The sequence below is a fragment of the Flavobacterium frigoritolerans genome (assembly GCF_025847275.1).
Classification (GTDB): Bacteria; Bacteroidota; Bacteroidia; order Flavobacteriales; family Flavobacteriaceae; genus Flavobacterium; species Flavobacterium frigoritolerans.
In genome coordinates this window covers 49,827-72,057 of the sequence record NZ_JAOZEV010000010.1, presented here as the reverse complement: position 1 = coordinate 72,057, position 22,231 = coordinate 49,827, and the positions used below count along the sequence as shown (strand labels likewise).

Here is a 22,231-nt window from a genome sequence, read left to right as displayed (position 1 = left end):
CAACTTTGAACCTCAAAACTATTCCAATTCTTCCGTTTGATCATCAATAAAATCGAGTTCTAATGCTCTTACAGTTTGAACAGCATTTCCTGCTATACCACGTATAGATCCGTACATTCCTAAGGTATTATTGACTACTTTTTCTATTTGTTTTTCGCGTTGTTTCCAGATACGCTGCATGGCTCTTTTTTCGGAATCTAAGTCGCTTTGCATTTGTGTAAAACCTTCTACGATGCCTTCAATCTGTAAACGAAATTCGTTACTGGTTAAGAAATCGTACAACATAGCCATTTTATCACCTTTGTTTTCTTGTGCCTGTACAGCTTGACTTACTTGTATTAATGATTGGCGTAAAACGGCACTTAATCCTTTAAATTCTTCGTAAGTACATATCCATATTCCATCACGCATTCCCATACGATCCATTCCAGCAGGCATAACTTCGGTAACAAGAACTCCAATGTTGGCTTTTTTATCACGAATATCGTTTTTAAATTTTTCAATCCAAGCAGGTTGAAATGCTTTGGTACGTTTACTTTCGTAATAAATAGAACCACAATTTTGTAATTCGCGAGTATTTACAATCTGTAAGCAATCCGCGCCATTAGCTCCTTTTTTAACTTCATCGATACTATCTAACGGAAAATTAGAAGCAAGCCATTCTTCAATAGCCAATTCCATTACTTCACCTTGCAATTGCATAGAACCTTGTTCCTGCTTGCGTTTCATTTCTTCGATAAGTTTCTTTTGGTCGTCGGATTGTTTTTGGTATTCTTTTATTTTTAGCTCATTTTTTTCTTCCTCTTGTTTTCTAATTTTATCACGTTCAAGAACTAAAGCGGCATTGAGCTGTTTTTGAGATTCGGCTTCAATTGCTTCCTTCATTTCCAGTTTTTCACGTTGGAGTTTAGCAATTTCACCTTCCATTTTATTTAATTCTCGCAACTTTTCAGATTTCTCCGAAAGTTCTTTTTCCATCGAAAGTAAACGGTCTTTATTTTCTTCGTCGAGTTTTGTTTTAAGTTTTTCGGTAATTTCCTTTTCAGCTATCTTTTTCTCTCGGTCCAAGCGTTCTGTGAAAAGTTCGTTTTCTTGTTTCTTTTTGGCTTCAAATTCAGATTTGGCTTTTTCAAATTGTTCATTCTTAAGCTCTAACTCTTTTGTCTGAGCAGTAGCCTTTTGCTGAAATTCTTTACGGATGCTATCCTCTAACTGGTGTTTTAAGATATCATTTACATCGATTATTGTTCCGCAATTTGGACACTGAATTGAAGATTGCTCAGCCATTTTGATAGTTTTATGGGTAATGATTATTTTTTGCTAAGGTATTTAAAAGTTAGCTATAAGCATAATGTTTTCTCCCTTCGGTTTTTTGTTTTTGATAAATAAAGACGCTTGTGTTTCGTATTTTGACAGTATAGTTTTATGATTTTAAGGTCAGGTAAAGCAATGTTTTTGGGGTAATTTGATTGCATTTAATTCATTGGCTCGAGCCCAAAATATTTTAGATAACGTAATTTTATAAATACAGTGCGCACTGATGAATTATGAAACAAGTATTTTTGAGTGATATATCAAAAGAATACTTTTGAAAAAAATGTTTCATGCAGATTTGGCAGATTGAGTGGATTACTTTTTTAGTTACACCTGATAGCTATCGGGATAAAAAATAATTTCTATGATTATCGGCTTAATTTGCCAAATCTGTATGAAAACCTAAAACAAAAAACTATGGAGAAATCAACTACTGCAGAAATAAGGGAACGTTTTGATAATGATGTCGAACGATTTTCAAATTTAGATACAGGGCAATTGTCAACTATTGATGCGAAAATTTCGTTAGAACTTATCACAGAAGCTTCTAAGAGGATTGTGCCTCAAGCAGAAAATGTATTAGATATTGGTTGCGGTGCGGGTAATTATACGTTGATGATGCTTACAAAAGTTCCGAATTTAAATTGCACTCTGGTTGATTTAAGTAAACCTATGTTGGATAAAGCTTTAGAAAGGGTTTCGTCAGCAACCAATAATAGGGTAGAAGCAAAGCAAGGTGATATTCGCGATGTAGAATTACAAGAAAATCATTATGATATTATTTTAGCTGGTGCTGTTTTGCATCATTTGCGAGACGATACCGATTGGGAAACTACGTTTACTAAAATATTTAAATTATTAAAACCTGGCGGGTGTTTTATGATTTCGGATTTGATTACTCAAGATACTGAATTATTAAATGAATATACTTGGGAGCGATATGGGGATTATTTAGAAGGTTTAGGAGGGAAGGAATATCGTAAAAACGTATTAGAGTATGTTGCCAAAGAAGATTCACCACGATCTATGAATTACCAATTAGATTTGATGAAAAAGGTAGGTTTTACCAGTGTCGAAATCTTACATAAGAATATGTGTTTTGGAGCTTTTGGTGGAATAAAGTAAAAGTAATAAAGCTGTTATTGGAGTTGTTTTAAGGAATATCTATAATAATGAGCTGAACAAATCTCATAAAAACGCTAAGTCGCAAAGTGTATATATAATTTCTTTGCGACTTAGCTTCTTTTTGAGAGAATCTTAGTAATGCTCGGCTAAAAAAACTTTCTCTTATTGTATCGTGAAAGATGATTAATTACAAAATCTGAGTTGTTTTATATACCTGAATAGGTGATGCTAGTAAGGTTTCGCTGTTGGTAACAAAATCTAGTAAATACGACTGATTATTGTGTTTGTCAAATCCAATCTGATCTGCCCATTCTTCCCAAATGATAAAAACATTTTCGGTAGCGTGTAAATCATAACGAACACAAGCAGTTTCTTTTCTGGTTTGATTCACCAGATTTTCAATCATAGTTTTTACTTGTTCGCTGTTTTCTTTTTTACTTTTAATAATGGCTGTAATCGAGATCATGTTTATATAGTTTTAAAAAGTTGTTCTAAATGTGAAGTATATTCCTGCTTAAAGATAGCAATATTTTCTGGAGTTGCTCCTTTCTCAACATCGTGAAAATGAAAACTGTCTAATTTTTCCATTCCAGTAAATTTATTCATTTTATGAAAACCAAATAGTACTCCATCATCAACAGAGGTTTGTTCAAAAAATTCTCCTGGTAGTGTGAATGCTGTTTTAGGTGCATTCCAACTTGTAGTAAGCATATATTTACGTCCGTGTAAAAGTCCGCCTGTTCCGTAATTGATATCTGGATTTACGCGGCTTCTTCCGTCATTTTTGTATATCCCATTATTATGCCCGGCTGTAAAAACATCATCGATATATTTTTTGAAACCATTTGGCAATTGAAACCACCAAATTGGTGTATGGTAGATAATTAAATCTGCCCAGACAAATTTATCTGTTTCTTCCTGTAGATTAATTTCGTCGTTTATATTGGTTATTTTTATTTCGTATTTGTTGCTTTGAGATAAAAAATCAGTCGTCCAGTCTTGGATGGTTTGATTGAATTTTCCTCCTGAGTGAGCAAATTTTTGACCACCGTTTATTATAAATATTTTTTTCATCATTTTATATTTCTAATTGTATTATTAACTCTATGTGTGAGGGGGAGCAGCGGTATCCTTTTATTTTTTTTCTTTAAAAAAATAAAAGATTTAGCGGATGACCCGACCCATTTTTTCACGGGACACACCCAAAAGATTTTTATTGTTGGTATAATTGTTTTTTAAACACATAGAAGCATAGATTTTGTATCTGGGTAAAGAATACGAAAAAGAAACACGTTTCTCGCACAATAGCTATGTGTGTTAAAGCTAAGTGAAACGTCTTTCATGATTCTGGGAGCTCTATAATCTATGCTTCTATGTGTTTAAATATTTTTTATTTTGTTTTTGATATTGCCTGATTAATGAAATCAAGTTCTGATGCTGATAAATCGAAATCCATAGCTTTTGCATTAGAAATTGCTTGTTCTGCATTTCGGGCTCCTGCCAAAACGATTGTAATTCCTTTTTGTAAAGTTGTCCAACGTAAGACTAATTGGGCTAGAGATGCGTTTTTGGAATTGGCTAGCGAGCTTAGTTCTTCGACCAACGTTTTTACTTTTGGAAGATCGAATTGACTAAAATAACCATTGCGATGATCATTATCTTTTAATTTACTATCGGTAAAATATTTACCAGTTAGTAATCCTCTTTCCATTGGGCTGTAAGCAATAATGCCAATGTTTTGTGCTATGGAAAGCGGAACTAAATCGGCTTCGATACTACGATTTAACATGCTATACGATACTTGATTGGATGCTAATTGGATCGTTTTTTGAGCTTCTTGTATTTGTGCTTCACTATAATTACAAACTCCGGCAGCTTTTATTTTTCCTTGTTGGATTAATAATTCCATAGCTTCCATAGTTTCGCTAATGGGTGTAGTTGCATCTGGCCAGTGTATTTGTAATAAATCAATATAATCGGTTTGTAGTCGTTTAAGACTTTCTTCAACTTCTTTGATAATATTAGCTTTGGAAGCGAATTTGTATACTGGTATATTTTTACCATTGTCTTCGGCATCAAAAAAGAATTCTCCTTTGCCTTGATTACTGCCATCCCAAACTAGTCCAAATTTGGAGAGGACTTGTACTTTTGATCGGTCTTGTGACTTAAGAGCTTCGCCAATCATTTCTTCGCTTAGTCCAAAACCATAGAACGGAGCTGTATCGAGTGTTGTTACCCCATTGTCGATTGATGCGTGTATTGATGCTATTGAATCTTTCTTTTCGTTTCCGCCCCACATTGTACCTCCTATGGCAAATGCACCGTATGTAATTGCTGATAATTCGAGTTCTGTATTACCTAATTTTCTATATTCCATGATAGTATGTTTTGTGCTTTAAAAATTATTCAGCAAAATTATACCTAATTTAAGAGTTTTAATTGGTATATGTTTTCGTTTATTAGGTATATTTGCAGCATGAAAAAAGAAAACTTATATGAACCTTTTACTGTTTCGTTTGAAACACTAACTGAATATCCTGATGTGGGTGACCGTCATAATTTTTTTGAATTGGTTTACGTATTGTCAGGAACAGGTTCGCAATGCATCAATAAAAACATATTTGAATATGATGGCGGGCATTTGTTTTTACTAACGCCTGAGGATTGTCATAACTTTACTATTAAGACCGAAACGCAGTTTTTTTTCTTAAGATTTAATGATATTTATTTGAAAAATTCGAGCTTGCAGAATGAAAACATTCAGCGATTGGAATATATTCTTCAAAATGCCAATCATCAGCCTGGCTGTATCTTAAAAAATGATTCGGATAAGTTCTTGATTAAAACAATGATTGAAGCCATTATTCGTGAGCATCAGGATAAAGATGTTTACAATAAAGAATTAATTCAGCAATTGGTCAATACTTTGATTATTGTTGTTGCCCGAAATATTGCGAAGTATTTGCCTGAGCAGGTAAATATAGGCTGTGAGGCAAAAGCGATGGATATTCTGCAATACATCCAGAACAATATTTATTATCCTGAGAAAATAAAAGCAGAATCTATTAGTGAGCATTTTGGAATTTCTGGAACTTATTTAGGGCGTTATTTTAAGAAGCATGCTAATGAAACAATGCAACAATATATTAGCAATTATAAAACAAAACTAATTGAGCATCGCTTGCAGTTTAGTGAAAAACGCATCAATGAGATTTCTTATGAATTTGGTTTTACTGATGAAAGTCATTTTAATAAATTCTTCAAAAAACAAAAAGGAAATAGCCCTTCGGAGTTTAGAAAAACGGTGCGTCTTAATTAAACACGAATTTCACCAATTTGCACGAATTAATTTTTACTAATTAATTTATTAGCTTAAAAAAGTGTTGGAATTTAAAAACTTTGCGAACCTTGCGGTTAATTTTTTACTACAGATTAGAGGATAAAAAGATTTCTTAGTTTTTGTTTAAATCTTCTTCTGCAGACCAAGTTGAGAATGCGGTATCTGCTCCGCCAATTTCTATTACTTGGTTTTTATAAGTCATTATACCCAATCCGTGTTCCTGATCCCAAGAGCAAGAAAACATATAACCAATGTAGGGATTGTTGTCTTTGAATACCGATGTTATATAAATTGTTGATGGCGATAATAAATCTGCAAAATCTTTTATCTCAGAGATATCTGGCATAAAATCTTCTTTTTCATCTTGAGGATAATCATAGATTTCTTGTAAGTTGGGGTATTTATTTAAAAGGTCAGATAGTATACTTTCCAGGATTACTGTCTGATTGTTTTGTAAATATTGAATTCCGTTGTTGTGTTCGACGGAATGTTCTTCAATCTCATCTGAATCGTCGTCTAATATGACGTATTCTATCGTTTCTTCTTTTTCATTAAAGAATAATTGCCAGTCTTTTAGGATGATTGTGTTGTAATCTATATAATCGTTGTCATCTTGTTCTGTGTCAGGAAGTTCTTTAGGATTTTCAAGATGTTTATTAAAAAACTCAAAACAAAATGGTGCTCTGGTAAATATATATTCAGGGTTTTCTTTGTGACATAAATGAAAGTATTCTAATGCTTTTTCTTCATTTCCGCATTCTAAACAGCATTCGCCATTGTAATAATTATTTATATAATCAGGATGTTTTTGAGATAGTGGATGAAGATTCATCATATCTAACCACCTTTTCATATTGTTGTAATCGTTTAGTTTTATGTATTCATTAATCATTCGACCAATAAAAATACTTGCCTGATGGATTTCATATTTTTCATCATTGGCTTGATACCATTTTTCTTCAATGTAATCAATTAAGTCTTTAGGTGTTAATGTGCTCTTTTTGAGTGCGTACTTATCTAAATAATTATCAATTTCAGCAATTATTTCAGGTGCATTTGCCATTTAAATTGTTTTTTAGATTTTATTGATACGATGATATATTGGTTATATAGTGTTTAAAAAAGGATTAAATAATCTTCTTGATTACACGTAACTTATGAGTATGTCTGTTTGTTTCGGGATTGTAAATTCCTAAATGGTCCAGACGATCAATTCTGACTTTTCCACTAGCGTGAATGATGTAGTTGTTGTCCATAATAATCCCGACATGGATGATGTTTCCTTCTTCATTATCAAAAAAGGCTAAATCGCCTGCTTCACTTTCTTCAATAAAACTTAAAGGATCTCCCTGCATTGCTTGCTGTGAGGCATCACGGTGGATTTTATATCCGTTTAGTTTGTAAACCATTTGTGTAAAACCTGAGCAATCCAGTCCAAAAGGAGTTTTTCCTCCCCAAAGATAGGGCGCGTTTAAATACATATAAGCTGTATTTATTAAATTTATTTTTGGTTTTATGCCACTTGTTTTTGTGCCTTCGAATTCAAAATTTGAAGTGTTTATTTCGCTATTGTTCAAAAAAGTTAGCGATGCACCAAGAGGAATTGGTAATAATAAATTATCTGGAGATGTGATATAATCGATTAAATCGGCATTTAAAATTTGTACGTCTGATGACAGCGAATTATAATTTGCCTCTGATATTATTTGGTATTGTTTGGAATCGACCCAACCTTCGTAATCGTCGAATTGGATTTTAATTTTAGACCATTGATTTTGCTGTTCCAGAATCTCAAAATGTTCTCCAAATAATACTTGGGTAACAATTTCGCTTCTATCACTTGGTTCAAATCGAACAGGCACTATGGCTAGATTACAAATTCCGAACATTTAAGGTATTTTATGAGTTAATAATCAGGAGTTATTTTTAATATAACTCCTGATTTATATTTGTTTATGCTCTTTCGATAACAATTGCCGAAGCTCCACCGCCGCCATTGCATATAGCTGCTGCGCCGATTTTGGCATTGTTTTGTTCTAAAACATTGATTAAAGTTACGATAATTCGAACACCTGAACAACCTAGTGGATGTCCTAATGAAACGGCACCACCATTTACATTTACTTTATCATTATCTAGGCCTAGTATTTTTGAATTTGCTAATCCAACAACAGCAAAGGCTTCGTTGAATTCAAAATAATCTACATCGTTAATTGAGATTCCTGCTTTGTCCAATGCTTTTGGTAATGCTTTTGCTGGACTTGTTGTAAACCATTTTGGTTCTTGTGCAGCATCGGCATAACTTTTTATGTAAGCAAGTGGTTTTAATCCTAAAGCAATGGCTTTTTCTTCTGACATTAATACCACAGCAGCTGCACCATCATTTATGGTTGAAGCGTTTGCAGCGGTTACAGTTCCGTCTTTAGTAAAAACAGCATTTAACGAAGGTATTTTGTCTAGTTTTACATTAGTGTACTCTTCGTCTTTTGATACGATTATAGGGTCTCCTTTTCGTTGTGGTACTGCAACTGGAACAATTTCTGAATCAAATTTTCCTGCGTCCCAAGCTTTTGCACTTCTCTCGTAGGATTGAATAGCAAAATTATCTTGTTCTTCACGGCTGATGTTGTGTTCAGATGCACATAAATCAGCGCAAACTCCCATTGCGTTGTTATCGTAAGCATCTACCAAACCATCTCTTTGCATTCCGTCAACCATTGTAGTTGGACCAAATTTAGTACCATTACGCATTTGTACATAATGTGGAATCAAACTCATGTTTTCCATTCCACCAGCAACTACGATCTCGGCATCGCCACAAGCAATTGCCTGAGCGCCGAACATTACTGCTTTCATTCCCGATGCGCAAACTTTGTTTACAGTTGTACAAACAACTTTATCGGATAATCCAGCAAATATAGCTGCCTGACGTGCTGGTGCCTGACCAACTCCTGCTTGTACTACGTTACCCATGAATACTTCATCAACTAAATTGGGGTCTAATTGTATTTTCTCTAAAGCTCCTTTAATAGCTACAGCGCCTAATTTTGGGGCTGTGACTGTAGATAATCCTCCCATGAAACTTCCGATAGGGGTTCTAACGGCAGAAACAATAACAACTCTTTTGTTCATTTTCTGTGTGATTTAGTTAATGAAGCAAATTTAATGTTTATTTAAACAAATTCAAATTTTGAGTGTTTTGATTCTGTTTTTAAATTATTAGTAAAAAAAATATTTTTGTATTTGTTTGATAGTGAAGTCCTTTTAAAAAAACATGAAAAAATATTGAAAAAAGTCGCCAAAATAGTTGTGAGATATATAATGTTGTCTTAGATTTGCAACCGCAAAACGAGACACGTTTCTCTGAGCTTAGGAGAGGTGCCAGAGTGGTAATGGAGCAGTTTGCTAAACTGTCATCGAGTGATCGGTGCCAGGGTTCGAGTCCCTGTCTCTCCGCTTAATAATTTTTGCCTTCGGGGTGTAGCGTAGCCCGGTTATCGCGCCTGCTTTGGGAGCAGGAGGCCGCAGGTTCGAATCCTGCCACCCCGACAAACTTTCCATAAAGTTTAAAAAGAAATGGACGCATAGCTCAGTTGGATAGAGCACCTGCCTTCTAAGCAGGCGGTCGAAGGTTCGAATCCTTCTGCGTTCACGAAAAACCACTCAATTGAGTGGTTTTTTTGTGAAAAATACAGGCCGGACGCATAGCTCAGTTGGATAGAGCACCTGCCTTCTAAGCAGGCGGTCGAAGGTTCGAATCCTTCTGCGTTCACGAAAAACCACTCAATTGAGTGGTTTTTTTTGTTTCTACACGAAAGGTCGGTGAATTGATTTGAGTAGAGTAGAGGACTTCTAAGTAAGTTGTTGAAGGGTTTATTCTGCTTTAGTTGATTTTACAGGAGAGTTGTTGATGAAGGGAGCGAAACTGATCGTGTTGGCTAGTTTGTTGTCTGTGGAAACGGGATGGATTCTTTTTGTTTTAAGTGTCTAGTTTTAATTACGTGAGAAGATAATAATGGGTGTGTGGGTGATTTTGATTAATCCGCTTCTCTGTAGTCGGGTGTGAAAGGGGATTTTATTAGAGTTGCCTTGTGATGAGTTTCTTGTAATGACAGACTATTTCATTATAAGCCAGACGGCTCTTTATTTGTTTAAAGGAAAGATAGCTCATGTGTCTTGTTTTTGATCGAAACAAGCTTGTTACAGGTGCTTTTTTAGTTGTTTTAATATGTTGCTCATAAGTTGGCAAAAAGGTTGAAGTATCTTGTTTGCCGCTATGTAAAAGAGGGTTTGATTTTTGGGAATTTGCAACTAGAAATTTGCCCAAAAAAATCATAAGTATTTTTACAAAAGAAAGGTGATTTATCTTTTTATCAAAAACAATAACGGCATCATTAAAAATTAGCTGTTAGCTATTGTTTATTCCTTCTGTGAGAAAGAATAAAAGGTTTAATGAATGCCGTTTATTTAGTGAAATCTGAGTTGTTTATTTCTTAAAAAAGGAAACCATAATATCTTCTTTTACCTTTTTTTGTTCTTTTTTGACTACAATAAATATTAAATAAGTAGAAAAAGCAGTAGCAAATGCTAGTATATAATTAAACGTCCAATTTGTATTGTAGTCATAATTTTGAACAATAGTTAATCCTGTTTTAGAGCTAAATACATGGGCAAAACCATAGCTCATTTGGAAAGTTGACATGAATAACCCTTCTAGGTTTTTATGGCTTCTATTCATGACAAAACCGCTTGCAAAAGCAAAAGTTAGCATGTTTCCAAAAGACATTAAAAGCATAAAGATCCAAAACACCCATGGTTGATGAACTAGGAATAATAAAAGATACGAAGTTCCTATTAGGACTAGTCCTATTGTTATAGCGACCAGGTCGGTTATTTTGTTTTTTTGAACAAAATTCACCAAAGCCAATTCAAATAAAATAAATATAACCCCACTAAAACCTAAAAACATTCCACTGTCAAATTCACTTAGTTGATAGGCTTCTTTATGGTAAATAGGGACAATAGAAAAAACCTGAAAATATAGATACCCTGTTATTAAAGCAATGATCCAATTCATTACAAAAGGAAAATCCTTTAGAGGAGCAAATCTATCCTGACCTACCGCATTCATTTGAAGTTTATACAATAGTTTTTTCTCTTTAACGAAAAATACAAAAAAGCATACAGAAATAATAGAAGTTAAACCATCTACAATAAAAAGGGTGTTGTATTCTGAGTTTATAATTAACAGTCCTCCTAAGACAGGTCCTACAACAAGTCCCATATTGGTTGCCATTCTTAATAATGATAAGGCTCGTACTCTCGATTCGTTGCTTACGTAGTCATTAAGACTTACCATCATTGCTGGCCTGTACATGTCGGCTATTGCAGTTAGGAAAAAGATGGTCAAACATAATAGTTCAAAAGTTTTTACAAATTGCAACGAAAGAAGTACTACGCCGCTACCAAACAAACTAAAAACCATAACCTTGTAGGCTCCAAAAATATCGGATAATTTTCCGCTAAAGAAAGTGCCAAATAAGGATCCGATTCCAAAACAAACCATAACCCAGCCTATTTGAGAGTAACTTAGGTGTAATTCGTCTTTAAAGTATTTAGATAAAAAGGGAACTACTACAGCTCCAATTCTATTTACTAGAGTAATTAGGGCAAGAATCCATATTTCTCTTGGGAAATTTTTAAAGTTTCCTAAATAACGGTTAAGCATTTTTAAAAATATTTAATTTGGGGCAATTTTTTATTGTACTTTAAAAGAGTGACTAGTTTCCAAAGAATCTGCCGAAGAAACTTTTTTTGGTTTCTTCTATTTCTTCAGTAGATGATTCTAATTTAACTTGTTCATTTAAATCATCCATCATTAATTTTGTAATCAATTCTACATAGTCAACATTGTGATCTTCAAGATAACCGATTAAGTATTTTTCGCTAGCTTCTATTCCGCTTACTTGCTCGATTTTAGATAACTTTTTATATAGTTCTTCAACTTTTTCTATTACTCCAGTTGAAATAGCTTTACGGCGAGCAATGTATTTTGTGATTTTTGCATCTTCATTTACTACATAATCAAAATCAGTAATTACCCAGTAATATTTTCCTGATTTAGCTAAGTTTTTAATGATACCATGAAATTTTTTCCCTTTTTGGATGTTATCCCAAAGGACTTTAAAGATCACTTTTGGCATATCAGGGTGGCGGATAATATTATGTGGCTGGCCTACTAATTCAGACTCGTCATATCCAGAAACTTCTGAAAAAGTATCGTTTACGTATTCTAAAGTTCCGTATAAATCAGCCTTGCTTACAATAGTTTTGCTTGTGTCCCATTTAACTGCTTCATTAATTGGGGTTGGACATATTTTATCCATAAAATTTAATTTGTTTTTCTTTTTTAGTAAATGACTCAATAAATATGAGCTTGTAGTGTTTAGTATATTTTCTTTACTTTTTTAGAACGATCGGCAATATAAGATATCAGCCATGCGATTTGTCCTTCTTTAGCAAAGTATAATTTTTTGTTGTTAACATCTGGTAATGCTTCTAGGCAAACCAATAAAATATTACTACCTGAAATCAAGTATTTTTGCGAATATGTTTTTAGTACTTTTTCAATTTCTGGATCTGTTTTTGCCAGATCTTCTAGTTTTTTGAAATTATTTTTTAAGATAGCATCATAGTTTATAACATCTTCTAGTTTAAACTGATTAAATGGTTCTTTGGTGACACCTTTATATAAAGTATAAAAAGCCCAAACAGCTCCGCCAGACATATAGATTTTTTCTTTACTTAAGGCTTGAGGGCTAGATTTGTACATAGCGCTTACTTGATCTCTTAAGGTAGGTAAGAAGCTGAATGAGCGGGAGTTGAACTCATCTAAATCTTCACTACGAGTTTGTTTAATTACGCTTTGTGTAAGAGTTACACTACCGTAATTAAGACTTAATGGAAAAAATACAAAAGCATTATTATTAACAACATCTATATAGCCACCTTTTGTGTTTCCTCCTCCAATGTCTAGTATTATAGAGTTTTTATAGTCAACAGGAGGAATACAGCCTTTTAAAAGCATTTTTCCTTCCATATGAGCTTCAATAAATTCGAGATCTTTGCCAGTAACAGCTTTTACCTTATTGGCAAGAATTTGCGTATTCTGTGCCATTGCTACCCCAGAAGAGGCTACGATAAAAATGTTTGCATCAGGAACCTTCATTTCGGTCTTGATTTTGTTGTAGTTATTATTAATAATTGTAATGGCTCTATTTATGTCTTCTGGAGCCATATTTCCATCTATAGAAATACTCTTTGCTATGGCTACATTTTCTGTCCAGAATGATTTGACGTTGATGTTTCCTTTTTTAATGTTGTAAACATCAATAATTGACATTTTAATTCCTTTGCTTCCAATTTCAATTCCAGCAAACATATTTTCTTGCGAAAAAAGCATTGGTGTAATAAAAAATAAAAGAACTAGTGTAAAATACAATTTTAGATTTTTCATAGGTCAAGTTTTATTTGTAGGGGGTTAATAATTAAAAATCCTGTGATTAATTAGGGTGTTTTAGTAGTACAAAAATATCTTGTCTTTTGATAATAAAAAAAGTCAGATTTTTTTGTTTGTCGTAAAGCAAATTTCGGATGCTATTTTCATCATATTTGCTAGTGTTTTCGGGCTACTAAAGTACAAAAAAATATTACCCTACCTTAATTTTTGAATGATAAAATGTAGGATATAATCTAATTTCGGCTTTAATAGTTTGATATGTAATCCGTTAGCGTATTTTTTTTTTAAATCTAATGTTATCTAAATATAATTCAGAGATTAATGCATTGTATGGATTAATTAGGCTTTATTTTTTGCGGTAATCGCAATAATTTAACTTTGTTGAAGAGGTATGTGAAATCAATAGAAGACAGAAATTAATTGTAAGTAATTTTACCTTGTTTTTTGTGTAAATACTATATTTTATATTTCTGAATATTTAGATTAATAAATATTTAGAAGAATAAAAAAGGGTTCTTGTAGTATTTGAATAAGAAAAAATTTAAATTTGCTTCTTAAATTTTTATAGATGTCAGATTTTTTAAAATTATTTGGAGAGAATATATCTAAGGAAATGCCTGGATTTATAGCTTTAAGTGTTATTGATGTTAAAAGTGGGAATCTATATTATTCAAAAAAAGAGAATAAAAACTTTAATATAGAAAGTGCTTCAAAATTCGCATTAGAAATGATTAGAGCTCAGTTAAATGCTAATGATTTTCTAAAACAAAATCAAAACATAGATGATATTACTATCACATTAACTAATCAGTATCAGTTTTTAAAAATTTCAAAAAATAATAGTTATTTTATTTATTTAATTGCTGATTCTTCAAAGGCCAATTTGGCTTTTACAAAAGCAATTCTGAATAAACAAATATCCGAAATTTCGAGTATGTTTCATTCTGAATAAAAATGTATTCTGAATTCCAGAAAAAAAGCAGTTGCAAAGATTTTGTAACTGCTTTTTTTTTAACCAATTTTTAATAGGGAAATTTTAAGTCAGAATAGTATAATTACCTTTCCGAAAGTGGTTGAAAAACCTGTTTTTCTAAATTAGAGTATTGTTGGCTATATCAGTTTTTTTATTTCTTTGTGACTAATGATTTTTAGTTTTTTAATAAATATTTCATTACATTTATTTAAAAATTACACTTGTATGATTTTGCAATTCAGTATTATAGTGTGAATTTAAAAGTCTTTTTGTTCACGCGAGTGCAAAAAAATAGGTAGATTTAATATGATTTTTATAATTACATATCTAGGAAAGTTTATGCGTAGAAACTATTAATACGATGTTTTAAAGTACAACAGATAATTTTAGATTTAGATATGTTTTTTATTAGTATAGACTTTTTTCTAAAGCATAAAATTATTTAAAAAAAATAAAAAAAAATTAGAATGGCACAATTAATGCAAACGAAAGAAAAAGAATAATCAAATACTTCATGGAGTATTACAAAATTTAAAAAGAATGAAAAATTTAAAATGCATGTTTGTTTTTATGATGATGACTGTAGTTTCATCATTAACTTATGGACAAGAAACCTTAAAAATGTTTGTGAAAGAAAATAAAGTGCCTTGCCAAGGTGTTGCTCCTATGGAATGCTTGCAGGTAAAGTACGATAATAAGAATGACTGGCAGTTTTTTTACGATCATATCGAAGGTTTTAATTTTGAAAAGGGAAATCGATACGAGATTATGGTGATAAGAACAAAAAGGCAAGGTACTATTCCTGCTGATGCATCTTCATACGAGTATAAATTAAAAAGTATTATTTCAAAAACGCCTGTAAATCAGGTAAAAGGGATTTATGATACAAAAATGATATTAACCCGTTTAAATGGTAAAGTTATAAGTACAGGAAATGTGTATTTGACAATCAACGAGGATACTGGAACTATTAATGGAAAAAGCGGATGCAATAATTTTGGAGCAAAGTTTACAAAACTATCTTCAAAAAATCAGATTAAAATAGGTTCTTCTTACGGTACTTTAATGGCTTGTAATGAAGAGAGTATGAAATTAGAACAAGAATTTACTAATGCGATAAAAGATAAGACGTTTAAAATTGTAAAGAAAAATAATAAGATACAGTTTAAAAACTTAAAAAATAAAGTCATTATGGAATTTAGCATACCGACTCAAAATGACGTGTGGAGTTTTATTGCTAAAAACAATTGGAAACTAATTATGTTAGAAAATGTAGGACAGGATTACGGACGAGCTTCTATTAAATTTGATCCAGCTGAAAAAAGAGTGAGTGGAAACTCGGGATGTAATAATTTTTTTGGAACATATACCCTTAGTGGCAATGATCATATTTTGTTTAATGGCTTAGGATCTACAAGAATGGCATGTCTGGATAAAGAAGTTGCTAAAACAGAACAAAAAATGCTATCATTCTTAAGTGATAAAGACCTACGTTTTGATGTAGCAGAACAGACTCTGAATTTTTATCTTGGTGATAAGTTAGTAATGATGTTCGGAACAGTAAAGTAAATCTGTAGTTTATATAATAACAAAGCCTGACAATGTTCAGGCTTTGTTGTTTCTAGTGGTAAAGGAAATCTGGTAAAAAGATGCAGGTTTTTAAAGAATATAGTTGAATAGTTGCTTTGTTAGTTTTTTAATTGAAGAATACTTACGATATCGTAGAATTTATATTTTTATGGAATTTCATGAGTAAACTAGTTTTTATTGATGGAAATAGGCTAATTATCGTTTTTTATAAATAAGAAAAACAAATTTTTATTTAAAAAAAAATGAAAGACATTTGTCTGCTTTAGATTCAAAATCTAATACCCCCAGAACAAAAAATAAATTTAAATTAACCTGCAATGATTACAAATGTTAAAAGGTGGCTTTTTGCCAGCTTACTAATTTTTGGTTTTCTCATTTTTACAAGTTGTGATGATGAAGACCAATCTACTGCTTACGATCCCAGTTATTTACCAAGTATTGATGCTACTAATTTACCGATAGGAAATCACGCGATGACTATGTTTGAGGATGACGAAAGTCCTTCGAAAATGTATGATAAACAAGATCGTTGGTTTCGGGTAAATCAACCATTACAAGTAATCCAAAAAGGAAAAGATTCAGTACAAATTTCTCTTTATTCTCCTGTTGGACTTACTGATGTAAGAATCTACGCTAAATTGGCTAATTATAATAAACGATTTTTAATTTACAATTTTACTAAAGTCCCGGCCTTTCATCGCTCGTTTCACCAAATTCCTATGGTAGTTGGAAAACAAGATTATTTATTAGAAACAGGTAATGCGGTAACAATTGATAAAATAGACGGTTTCTCTTCTGGTGCAATCGAATTTTCTGTAGAATCTAGTGATCCATTATTTGCAAAATTCAAAAAAATAAAGTCTTCCCATTTGGTTCAATTTAACGATTGGTATCATCTTAGCGGTGATGCATCTTATGTGTATTTGCCTATGAATCCTGTTTTGGCCAAAGAAGCAATAGCAATGATTATTAATTATTCGTATGCCTTAAGTCATCCAATATACTATGATACTTTTATCAATTTTGATAGATATAAGAAGGAGCAAGCTGCTCAGGCAGGTACTGCTGTAAATGGCGCAACCTATTGGCATGGAAATGAGGAGGATGTTGATGGAAAATACGATTATCTTACTAAAGCCGCTATTGAGAAAATATATTTGGATTATCTTGATAAAAGAACAGTTGATATGGCAATGGTAGGTGGAGGATCTGCTTGGGGCGGTGGAGCTTTGGCTTCTCAATGGGAATCTGGTTATGTAACTGGTCATTGGTTAGGCGAAATGTCGGTTTGGTCGCACGAATATTCACATCACATTGGCTTTAATCATAGTAGTAATTTAGCTAATAGTGGTGAAGGTGGAGGACAGCAAGAGATGTTAACTCATTTTTATAAATATTTAATTTATTTAAAAGACCTTCCTTTTACTGATCCAGAAGTGTTAAAAGGCTGGACTAAGACAAAATACCTCACAGGTACTTATAAAAAACCTGTTTTTACGATTAATCCAAAAAATCCATTCTTAATAAAATATAAAGGAGAAGGAAAATGGAATTAATAAATAAAATTAAAATGAATAAAATAGCTTTTTTTATACTGTTACTTTGTGTTTTTACAAATTGCAGCAAAGATTCTTTCGATGGAACTTCTCCAAATCATAATTATTATTTTCCTACTGATGAAGGAACAATTACTTCAAGTCAGATTGGAGATGGAAAAGGAACATTGAACCCTAAAGGTATAGCTGTAGCAAATGATAAATTATATGTTTGTAATGGAGATGTACTTGAGGTTTTTAATACTCAAACATTGACTCATATAAAAACAATTTCAAATTATACTAAAGGAAGTACCACTATTCCGCTAACGCAACTTTCTTCTGTATGTGTAGATAATGGCAGAATTTATATTGGTAGTGTCGAGTCTAGACTTTTTGTTATTGATGAAGTTACTAATGCAGGAATTAGTACAGTAGGAAATGGTCAATGGTGGAATACTTTTGTTCACGTTTTTGGAGTTGTAGTAAAAGACGGATTAGTATTCGTTAAAGAAAAAGAAACTAGTATTAAAGTTTTTTTAGTATCTCAAATTACAGATAAAAGTGAATGGAATTTAGCTCCTATTGCCAAATTAAATACTTTAAAAGGATTTGATGAAGTTTATTCAATGGATGTTGCTGATGGAAATTTAGTTGTAGCAGGAAGAAACGCAAAGGGGTATTTGTATTACAATATTGCAGGTATTCGTGCTAATGCTGCATCTTCGCTTAAAGCTCCTATAGCGCCGAGCGTAATTCCTTTTGAAGAAGCTAAACCTTTAGCATTAGCTATTAGCGCTGATTGGGCTATTACTTCAGAAAATGTTAAAGATTTAAATTATTTGCGTATTTATCCTAGAAGAGAATTTATGGATAAAATTTACAATCCAAGAGTAAATGCTTCAGATATTATGGGACAAAATAACTTCGGAAATATTGTAAGTGTAGCACAGCTTAACGATCGTCTTTTTTTATCGGACAATACAAACAAAAAAATAAGAGTTATTAAACTTAATAAATCTGCGATAACAGAACAAAGATAGAACTGTTGCCTTATTAGAAAAATTTACGTTTAAGCCCACTCAATTGAGTGGGTTTTTCTTTATAACGAGTGATTTATGATTGACTAACCTATTTATAGTGTAATTTTATTATAGAAATAATATCGTTTACTTTTTAGTGTAGTAGATTTTAGGGTTACTTTGTAGAGTAATGATATAATTAATTAGAGAGATGAAGTTAGAAAAAACATCAGAAGAAAGTATAAATGTGAAAAATGAATGGCTCATACTAGCTATAATTATCGTTGCACTTATTCCTGTAACGATTGATGCTACTATATTACATGTTGCTATTCCTACGCTTACATTATCATTAGGAGCATCGGGAAATGAAGTATTGTGGATTATAGATATTTACCCGCTTATTATGGCAGGTTTATTATTGCCTATGGGAATTCTAGGAGACAAAATAGGACATAAAAAAGTACTGCTATTTGGTTTAACTATATTTGGGATAGCTTCATTTTTGGCCGGATTTTCTTCAGCACCGATTTATTTAATACTGTCCCGAGCGCTTTTGGCTTTAGGAGGTTCGATGATTATGCCAGTAACTCTTGCTATAATAAGTCAAACTTTTGCAAACGAAGCAAAACGAGGTACTGCATTAGGAATTTGGGCAGCAGTAGGAACAGCAGGTGCTGCAGTAGGACCTGTTCTTGGTGGAATTATTGTAGAACATTATTGGTGGGGAGCTGTGTTTTTAATAAATCTTCCACTAATTTTAATCGTTATTCCCTTGATATGGATTGGTGTACCCAAAGGGATTTCGAGCCCAGATAAACCATGGGTATTAATAGATGCAGCTTTAGTGTTAGTTGGCGTGATTCTATTTGTTTATGGTGTTAAAACTATTTTTAAAGAAGATCATCCTTTATGGATCAGTATTGTTATTGGAATAGTTGGATTTATCTTTTTGAGATTGTTTTTTAAAAAGCAGAAGATTTCATCTTCCCCAATGATAGATATGGAATTGTTGCAAGACAGAAGAATCTTGTTAGGTATGTTACTTTGTTTTGTACCGATGGCAGTTATTGTAGGTTTTGAGTTTTTATTAGCACAAGAACTTCAATTTGTACATAAGAGGAGCCCGATAGATGCGGGACTGTTCATGTTGCCATTTGTAGCTTCTTCTGCAGTAGCGGGGCCGTTAACAGGTTCAATATTGAGTAAAATTGGTTTTAAGAATCTTATAATTACAGTATTGTCTTTATCGTCGTTATCATTCTTTATGTTAAGCCAATTAGACTTTAGTTCATTTACAGCTAGTTTGTTGTTCTGGTCGATAGTTTTAGGATTTAGTCTAGGAGTAGTATTAATAGCGGGAACAACTGCTATAATGTCTGCTGCACCACTTGATAAAGCGGGAATGGCTGGTTCAATGGAATCTATTTCTTATGAATTAGGTACTGGATTAGGAATTACTTTTTTTGGAATTATACTCTCTCAGATTTTTATTAAAAAGTTTGTTGTTAGTGATGAATTGTTAAAAGAACTTCCAAAGCAGGTAAATAATTCAATTGGCGATGCAATGATTGTTGCTAATGAGTTGGGAGGAGAAAAAGGCGAGATAATTAAGAAAGCGGCAATGACAGCTTTTAAAGATGCACATGATGTCGTTTTAGTTCTGGCAGGAACTGTTTTAGCAATTTTAGCCATTATTTTGGTATTCATTTTACCAAAAGAAAAGAATAATTAAAATGTCCTAATTAGCCCTGTAAAAGTCTGTTTTACTCCCTCTTTATTGTAAGTGAGATTGTTAACTTTGTTTTGTTTAAATAAGGTTTTAATTTTTTAATAATCAAAATTATGGATAATCAAGATTTTACCACAAGTATTTTGGTAGACCAAAGCCCTAAAGAAGCATTTGATGCTATAACTAATGTTCGCGGATGGTGGTCGGAAGAAATAGAAGGAGGAACAGCAAAACAGGGTGATGTATTTAAGTATCATTATAAAGATGTTCATATCTGTAAAATGAAATTAGTAGAAGTTATTCCCAATAAAAAAGTAGTTTGGCATGTTTTAGAAAATGATTTTAATTTTACTACAGATAAAAGGGAATGGATAGATACAAAAGTTATTTTTGAAATTAATGAAAAAGGAAATAAAACAGAAGTTCGTTTAACACATCAGGGATTAGTTCCTGATTATGAATGTTACGATATATGCTTTAATGCATGGACAAATTACATACAAAATAGCTTATACAATTTAATTACGACAGGTAAAGGACAGCCAAACCCGAAAGAGGAAGTAGATAGTAAATAATTTAAAAGAATTATTTTGAGCATATAAATGATGTAAGAAAACAGAAGTGTGATTAATCAATGTAAAACTTAAATGAGTTTACATCATTTATATGGTTAATTTTTTAATTGAATAATAAATTAGTTTAGAGTTTTCATCTGCATGTATTTAAGTGTCTTTAAAATGCTTGGAATGTCTTTTGTACGTGACTCTGTCCAAAAGTACTTATCTTTATAATTTGTGTTTTTTACTGTAATAGTAAAAGTTTGAGTCGTATTATAAACATCAAACTTAAATTGGATTTCTTTAGTGTTAAAGATATATTTTACTGTCTTTTTCGTCCCAGTAGGATTAGATAAATTTGGAATTATATAACTTTCAAACCAGTTGATTAATCCTGGAATTTCATCAATACCTATCCATGCGGTTTCTTTGGTAAATTGGTCTTGTTTATTTTGATATTGTTTTGTGATAAAAGTACTTTCAACCTCTATTCCGCTTATTTTTTTTTGATTTTGATTTTGATTCAAATCAATAATCTCCGCCGGATAAAATGATACAGTTTCTCCAAGTCCAGATTTAAAAATAGTCTTTTCGCTTTCGACCAAATTAATTTGAACAGAACCAGCTTTCTCGATAAATTGTGAAGGTTCAGAATGGCTTATTTCTTGAGCGATTCCTAAAAATGGGAGGATAAATAATAACAAAGTAAATCTTTTCATAATGAACTGTTTTTTGATTTATACGATAGTTTTAAAAGCTGTTTTAAGAATAAATTTAATCGAATGAAGTGAGCTTCAATTTTAGTTTCGATTTATTTATTGTCTATATTTACTTTTGAGAAAAATGTACAATCTAAAATGCCAATTTCATGCCAAAATTCAACAGAACTTTATTACTTCTATTCTTTATTCAGGGAATAACTTCTATAAATGCCCAAAATGAGATAAATGCAAGTAATATTGATCAGGTAATTGCAGATACAACCTTTGTTAATTTAAAAGATTATAGCAATGATTTTGTGTATGATATGAAATATGCCACAGAAGATAATTTTCTTAAAGCAAAAGTATATGATTGTGCTGAATGTTTTTTGAGGTTAAAAACAGTTAAAGCATTAGTAGAGGCTAATAAAAGTTTTATGAAGAAAGGATATAAAATAAAGTTGTTTGATTGTTACAGGCCTTTATTTATCCAAAAAAGGATGTGGGAAATAGTTTCTAATCCTAAATATGTTGCAGATCCAAAAAAAGGCTCCATCCATAATAGAGGAGGAGCCGTTGATATTACGCTTGTTGATCGTAATGGTAAGGAATTGGATATGGGAACTTCTTTTGATTTTTTTGGAAAAGAAGCCAGTCACAACTATATGAATTTGTCAGATACCATTAAGGCTAACCGACAATTATTGAAAAAAATAATGATAAAAAATAATTTTAATTCTTTTGATTCGGAGTGGTGGCATTATAATTTAAAAGCAGGTTTAAACGATAAAGTCTCAAATACCAAATGGAATTGTGATTAAGT

20 protein-coding genes and 4 tRNA genes are annotated in these 22,231 nt (G+C 32.0%); 13 read left to right on the top strand and 11 right to left on the bottom strand.

Translation table 11 applies throughout. The annotated features are described in order from the left end of the window. Positions 1 to 18: 18 nt before the first annotated feature. Positions 19 to 1,287 carry a DUF2130 domain-containing protein gene (locus tag OIU80_RS13270; RefSeq protein WP_195737274.1) on the bottom strand — a complete coding sequence of 423 codons (1,269 nt, stop codon included), beginning with the start codon at positions 1,285 to 1,287 and terminating at the stop codon, positions 19 to 21. Between the two features lie 444 nt (positions 1,288 to 1,731). On the opposite strand from OIU80_RS13270, the gene OIU80_RS13265 reads away from it, so the two are divergent. Then, on the top strand, positions 1,732 to 2,439 hold the full coding sequence (locus tag OIU80_RS13265) for a class I SAM-dependent methyltransferase (protein ID WP_264287485.1): 708 nt from the start codon (positions 1,732 to 1,734) through the stop codon (positions 2,437 to 2,439). Positions 2,440 to 2,626: 187 nt separating this feature from the next. Here the strand turns inward: OIU80_RS13265 and OIU80_RS13260 are convergent, their stop codons facing one another. The 3 genes from OIU80_RS13260 to OIU80_RS13250 all read right to left on the bottom strand — a co-directional run bounded on the left by OIU80_RS13260 (position 2,627) and on the right by OIU80_RS13250 (position 4,816). Further along, positions 2,627 to 2,905: a putative quinol monooxygenase gene (locus OIU80_RS13260; RefSeq protein WP_264287484.1), complete on the bottom strand. Its 279-nt coding sequence runs from the start codon at positions 2,903 to 2,905 to the stop codon at positions 2,627 to 2,629. A 2-nt stretch (positions 2,906 to 2,907) separates the two neighbouring features. After that, positions 2,908 to 3,513, bottom strand: coding sequence for an NAD(P)H-dependent oxidoreductase (locus OIU80_RS13255; protein WP_264287483.1), 606 nt, complete (start codon positions 3,511 to 3,513; stop codon positions 2,908 to 2,910). Positions 3,514 to 3,829: 316 nt separating this feature from the next. Continuing rightward, positions 3,830 to 4,816 carry an aldo/keto reductase gene (locus OIU80_RS13250; RefSeq protein WP_264287482.1) on the bottom strand — a complete coding sequence of 329 codons (987 nt, stop codon included), beginning with the start codon at positions 4,814 to 4,816 and terminating at the stop codon, positions 3,830 to 3,832. 99 nt (positions 4,817 to 4,915) lie between these two features. Here OIU80_RS13250 and OIU80_RS13245 point away from each other — a divergent pair, with 99 nt between their 5' ends. Then, positions 4,916 to 5,758, top strand: a complete 843-nt coding sequence (locus OIU80_RS13245; RefSeq protein WP_264287481.1) for an AraC family transcriptional regulator — start codon at positions 4,916 to 4,918, stop codon at positions 5,756 to 5,758. 133 nt (positions 5,759 to 5,891) lie between these two features. Here the strand turns inward: OIU80_RS13245 and OIU80_RS13240 are convergent, their stop codons facing one another. The 3 genes from OIU80_RS13240 to OIU80_RS13230 form a co-directional block, all read right to left on the bottom strand. Beyond that, positions 5,892 to 6,842 (bottom strand): DUF6985 domain-containing protein, encoded by a 951-nt coding sequence (locus OIU80_RS13240; protein ID WP_264287480.1) that lies wholly within the window; start codon positions 6,840 to 6,842, stop codon positions 5,892 to 5,894. A 64-nt stretch (positions 6,843 to 6,906) separates the two neighbouring features. Beyond that, entirely contained in the window at positions 6,907 to 7,668 is a 762-nt protein-coding gene (locus OIU80_RS13235) for a C40 family peptidase (RefSeq protein WP_264287479.1), read from the bottom strand. 64 nt (positions 7,669 to 7,732) lie between these two features. Continuing rightward, the gene (locus OIU80_RS13230) at positions 7,733 to 8,911 is read right to left on the bottom strand and encodes an acetyl-CoA C-acyltransferase (protein WP_264287478.1); all 1,179 of its coding nucleotides are present in this window, start codon (positions 8,909 to 8,911) and stop codon (positions 7,733 to 7,735) included. Positions 8,912 to 9,151: 240 nt separating this feature from the next. Here OIU80_RS13230 and OIU80_RS13225 point away from each other — a divergent pair. From OIU80_RS13225 to OIU80_RS13210, 4 genes are all read left to right on the top strand, one after another. Next, a tRNA-Ser gene (locus tag OIU80_RS13225) sits at positions 9,152 to 9,235 on the top strand. Between the two features lie 18 nt (positions 9,236 to 9,253). Beyond that, a tRNA-Pro gene (locus OIU80_RS13220) sits at positions 9,254 to 9,328 on the top strand. Positions 9,329 to 9,357: 29 nt separating this feature from the next. Then, a tRNA-Arg gene (locus OIU80_RS13215) sits at positions 9,358 to 9,431 on the top strand. Positions 9,432 to 9,477: 46 nt separating this feature from the next. Beyond that, a tRNA-Arg gene (locus OIU80_RS13210) sits at positions 9,478 to 9,551 on the top strand. 714 nt (positions 9,552 to 10,265) lie between these two features. On the opposite strand, the gene OIU80_RS13205 is transcribed toward OIU80_RS13210, so the two are convergent. The 3 genes from OIU80_RS13205 to OIU80_RS13195 are packed head-to-tail and all read right to left on the bottom strand — an operon-like array spanning position 10,266 to position 13,295. Then, the gene (locus tag OIU80_RS13205; RefSeq protein WP_264287477.1) at positions 10,266 to 11,507 is read right to left on the bottom strand and encodes an MFS transporter; all 1,242 of its coding nucleotides are present in this window, start codon (positions 11,505 to 11,507) and stop codon (positions 10,266 to 10,268) included. A gap of 52 nt (positions 11,508 to 11,559) precedes the next feature. Then, positions 11,560 to 12,165 (bottom strand): PAS domain-containing protein, encoded by a 606-nt coding sequence (locus OIU80_RS13200; protein ID WP_264287476.1) that lies wholly within the window; start codon positions 12,163 to 12,165, stop codon positions 11,560 to 11,562. Between the two features lie 59 nt (positions 12,166 to 12,224). Continuing rightward, positions 12,225 to 13,295: a Ppx/GppA phosphatase family protein gene (locus OIU80_RS13195; RefSeq protein ID WP_264287475.1), complete on the bottom strand. Its 1,071-nt coding sequence runs from the start codon at positions 13,293 to 13,295 to the stop codon at positions 12,225 to 12,227. A 571-nt stretch (positions 13,296 to 13,866) separates the two neighbouring features. Here OIU80_RS13195 and OIU80_RS13190 point away from each other — a divergent pair. The 6 genes from OIU80_RS13190 (at position 13,867) to OIU80_RS13165 (ending at position 20,725) form a co-directional block, all read left to right on the top strand. Next, positions 13,867 to 14,250: a hypothetical protein gene (locus OIU80_RS13190; protein WP_264287474.1), complete on the top strand. Its 384-nt coding sequence runs from the start codon at positions 13,867 to 13,869 to the stop codon at positions 14,248 to 14,250. 561 nt (positions 14,251 to 14,811) lie between these two features. Continuing rightward, the gene (locus tag OIU80_RS13185; protein ID WP_264287473.1) at positions 14,812 to 15,840 is read left to right on the top strand and encodes an META domain-containing protein; all 1,029 of its coding nucleotides are present in this window, start codon (positions 14,812 to 14,814) and stop codon (positions 15,838 to 15,840) included. 338 nt (positions 15,841 to 16,178) lie between these two features. Next, positions 16,179 to 17,417, top strand: a complete 1,239-nt coding sequence (locus OIU80_RS13180; protein WP_264287472.1) for a hypothetical protein — start codon at positions 16,179 to 16,181, stop codon at positions 17,415 to 17,417. Between the two features lie 14 nt (positions 17,418 to 17,431). Then, positions 17,432 to 18,439, top strand: coding sequence for an NHL repeat-containing protein (locus OIU80_RS13175; protein ID WP_264287471.1), 1,008 nt, complete (start codon positions 17,432 to 17,434; stop codon positions 18,437 to 18,439). A gap of 190 nt (positions 18,440 to 18,629) precedes the next feature. Next, the gene (locus tag OIU80_RS13170; RefSeq protein WP_264287470.1) at positions 18,630 to 20,153 is read left to right on the top strand and encodes an MFS transporter; all 1,524 of its coding nucleotides are present in this window, start codon (positions 18,630 to 18,632) and stop codon (positions 20,151 to 20,153) included. A 110-nt stretch (positions 20,154 to 20,263) separates the two neighbouring features. Then, positions 20,264 to 20,725 (top strand): SRPBCC family protein, encoded by a 462-nt coding sequence (locus OIU80_RS13165; RefSeq protein ID WP_264287469.1) that lies wholly within the window; start codon positions 20,264 to 20,266, stop codon positions 20,723 to 20,725. Positions 20,726 to 20,844: 119 nt separating this feature from the next. On the opposite strand, the gene OIU80_RS13160 is transcribed toward OIU80_RS13165, so the two are convergent. Continuing rightward, positions 20,845 to 21,426: a hypothetical protein gene (locus OIU80_RS13160; RefSeq protein WP_264287468.1), complete on the bottom strand. Its 582-nt coding sequence runs from the start codon at positions 21,424 to 21,426 to the stop codon at positions 20,845 to 20,847. A gap of 149 nt (positions 21,427 to 21,575) precedes the next feature. Between OIU80_RS13160 and OIU80_RS13155 the strand changes: the two genes are divergently transcribed. After that, the gene (locus OIU80_RS13155; protein ID WP_264287467.1) at positions 21,576 to 22,229 is read left to right on the top strand and encodes a M15 family metallopeptidase; all 654 of its coding nucleotides are present in this window, start codon (positions 21,576 to 21,578) and stop codon (positions 22,227 to 22,229) included. Positions 22,230 to 22,231 lie beyond the last annotated feature (2 nt).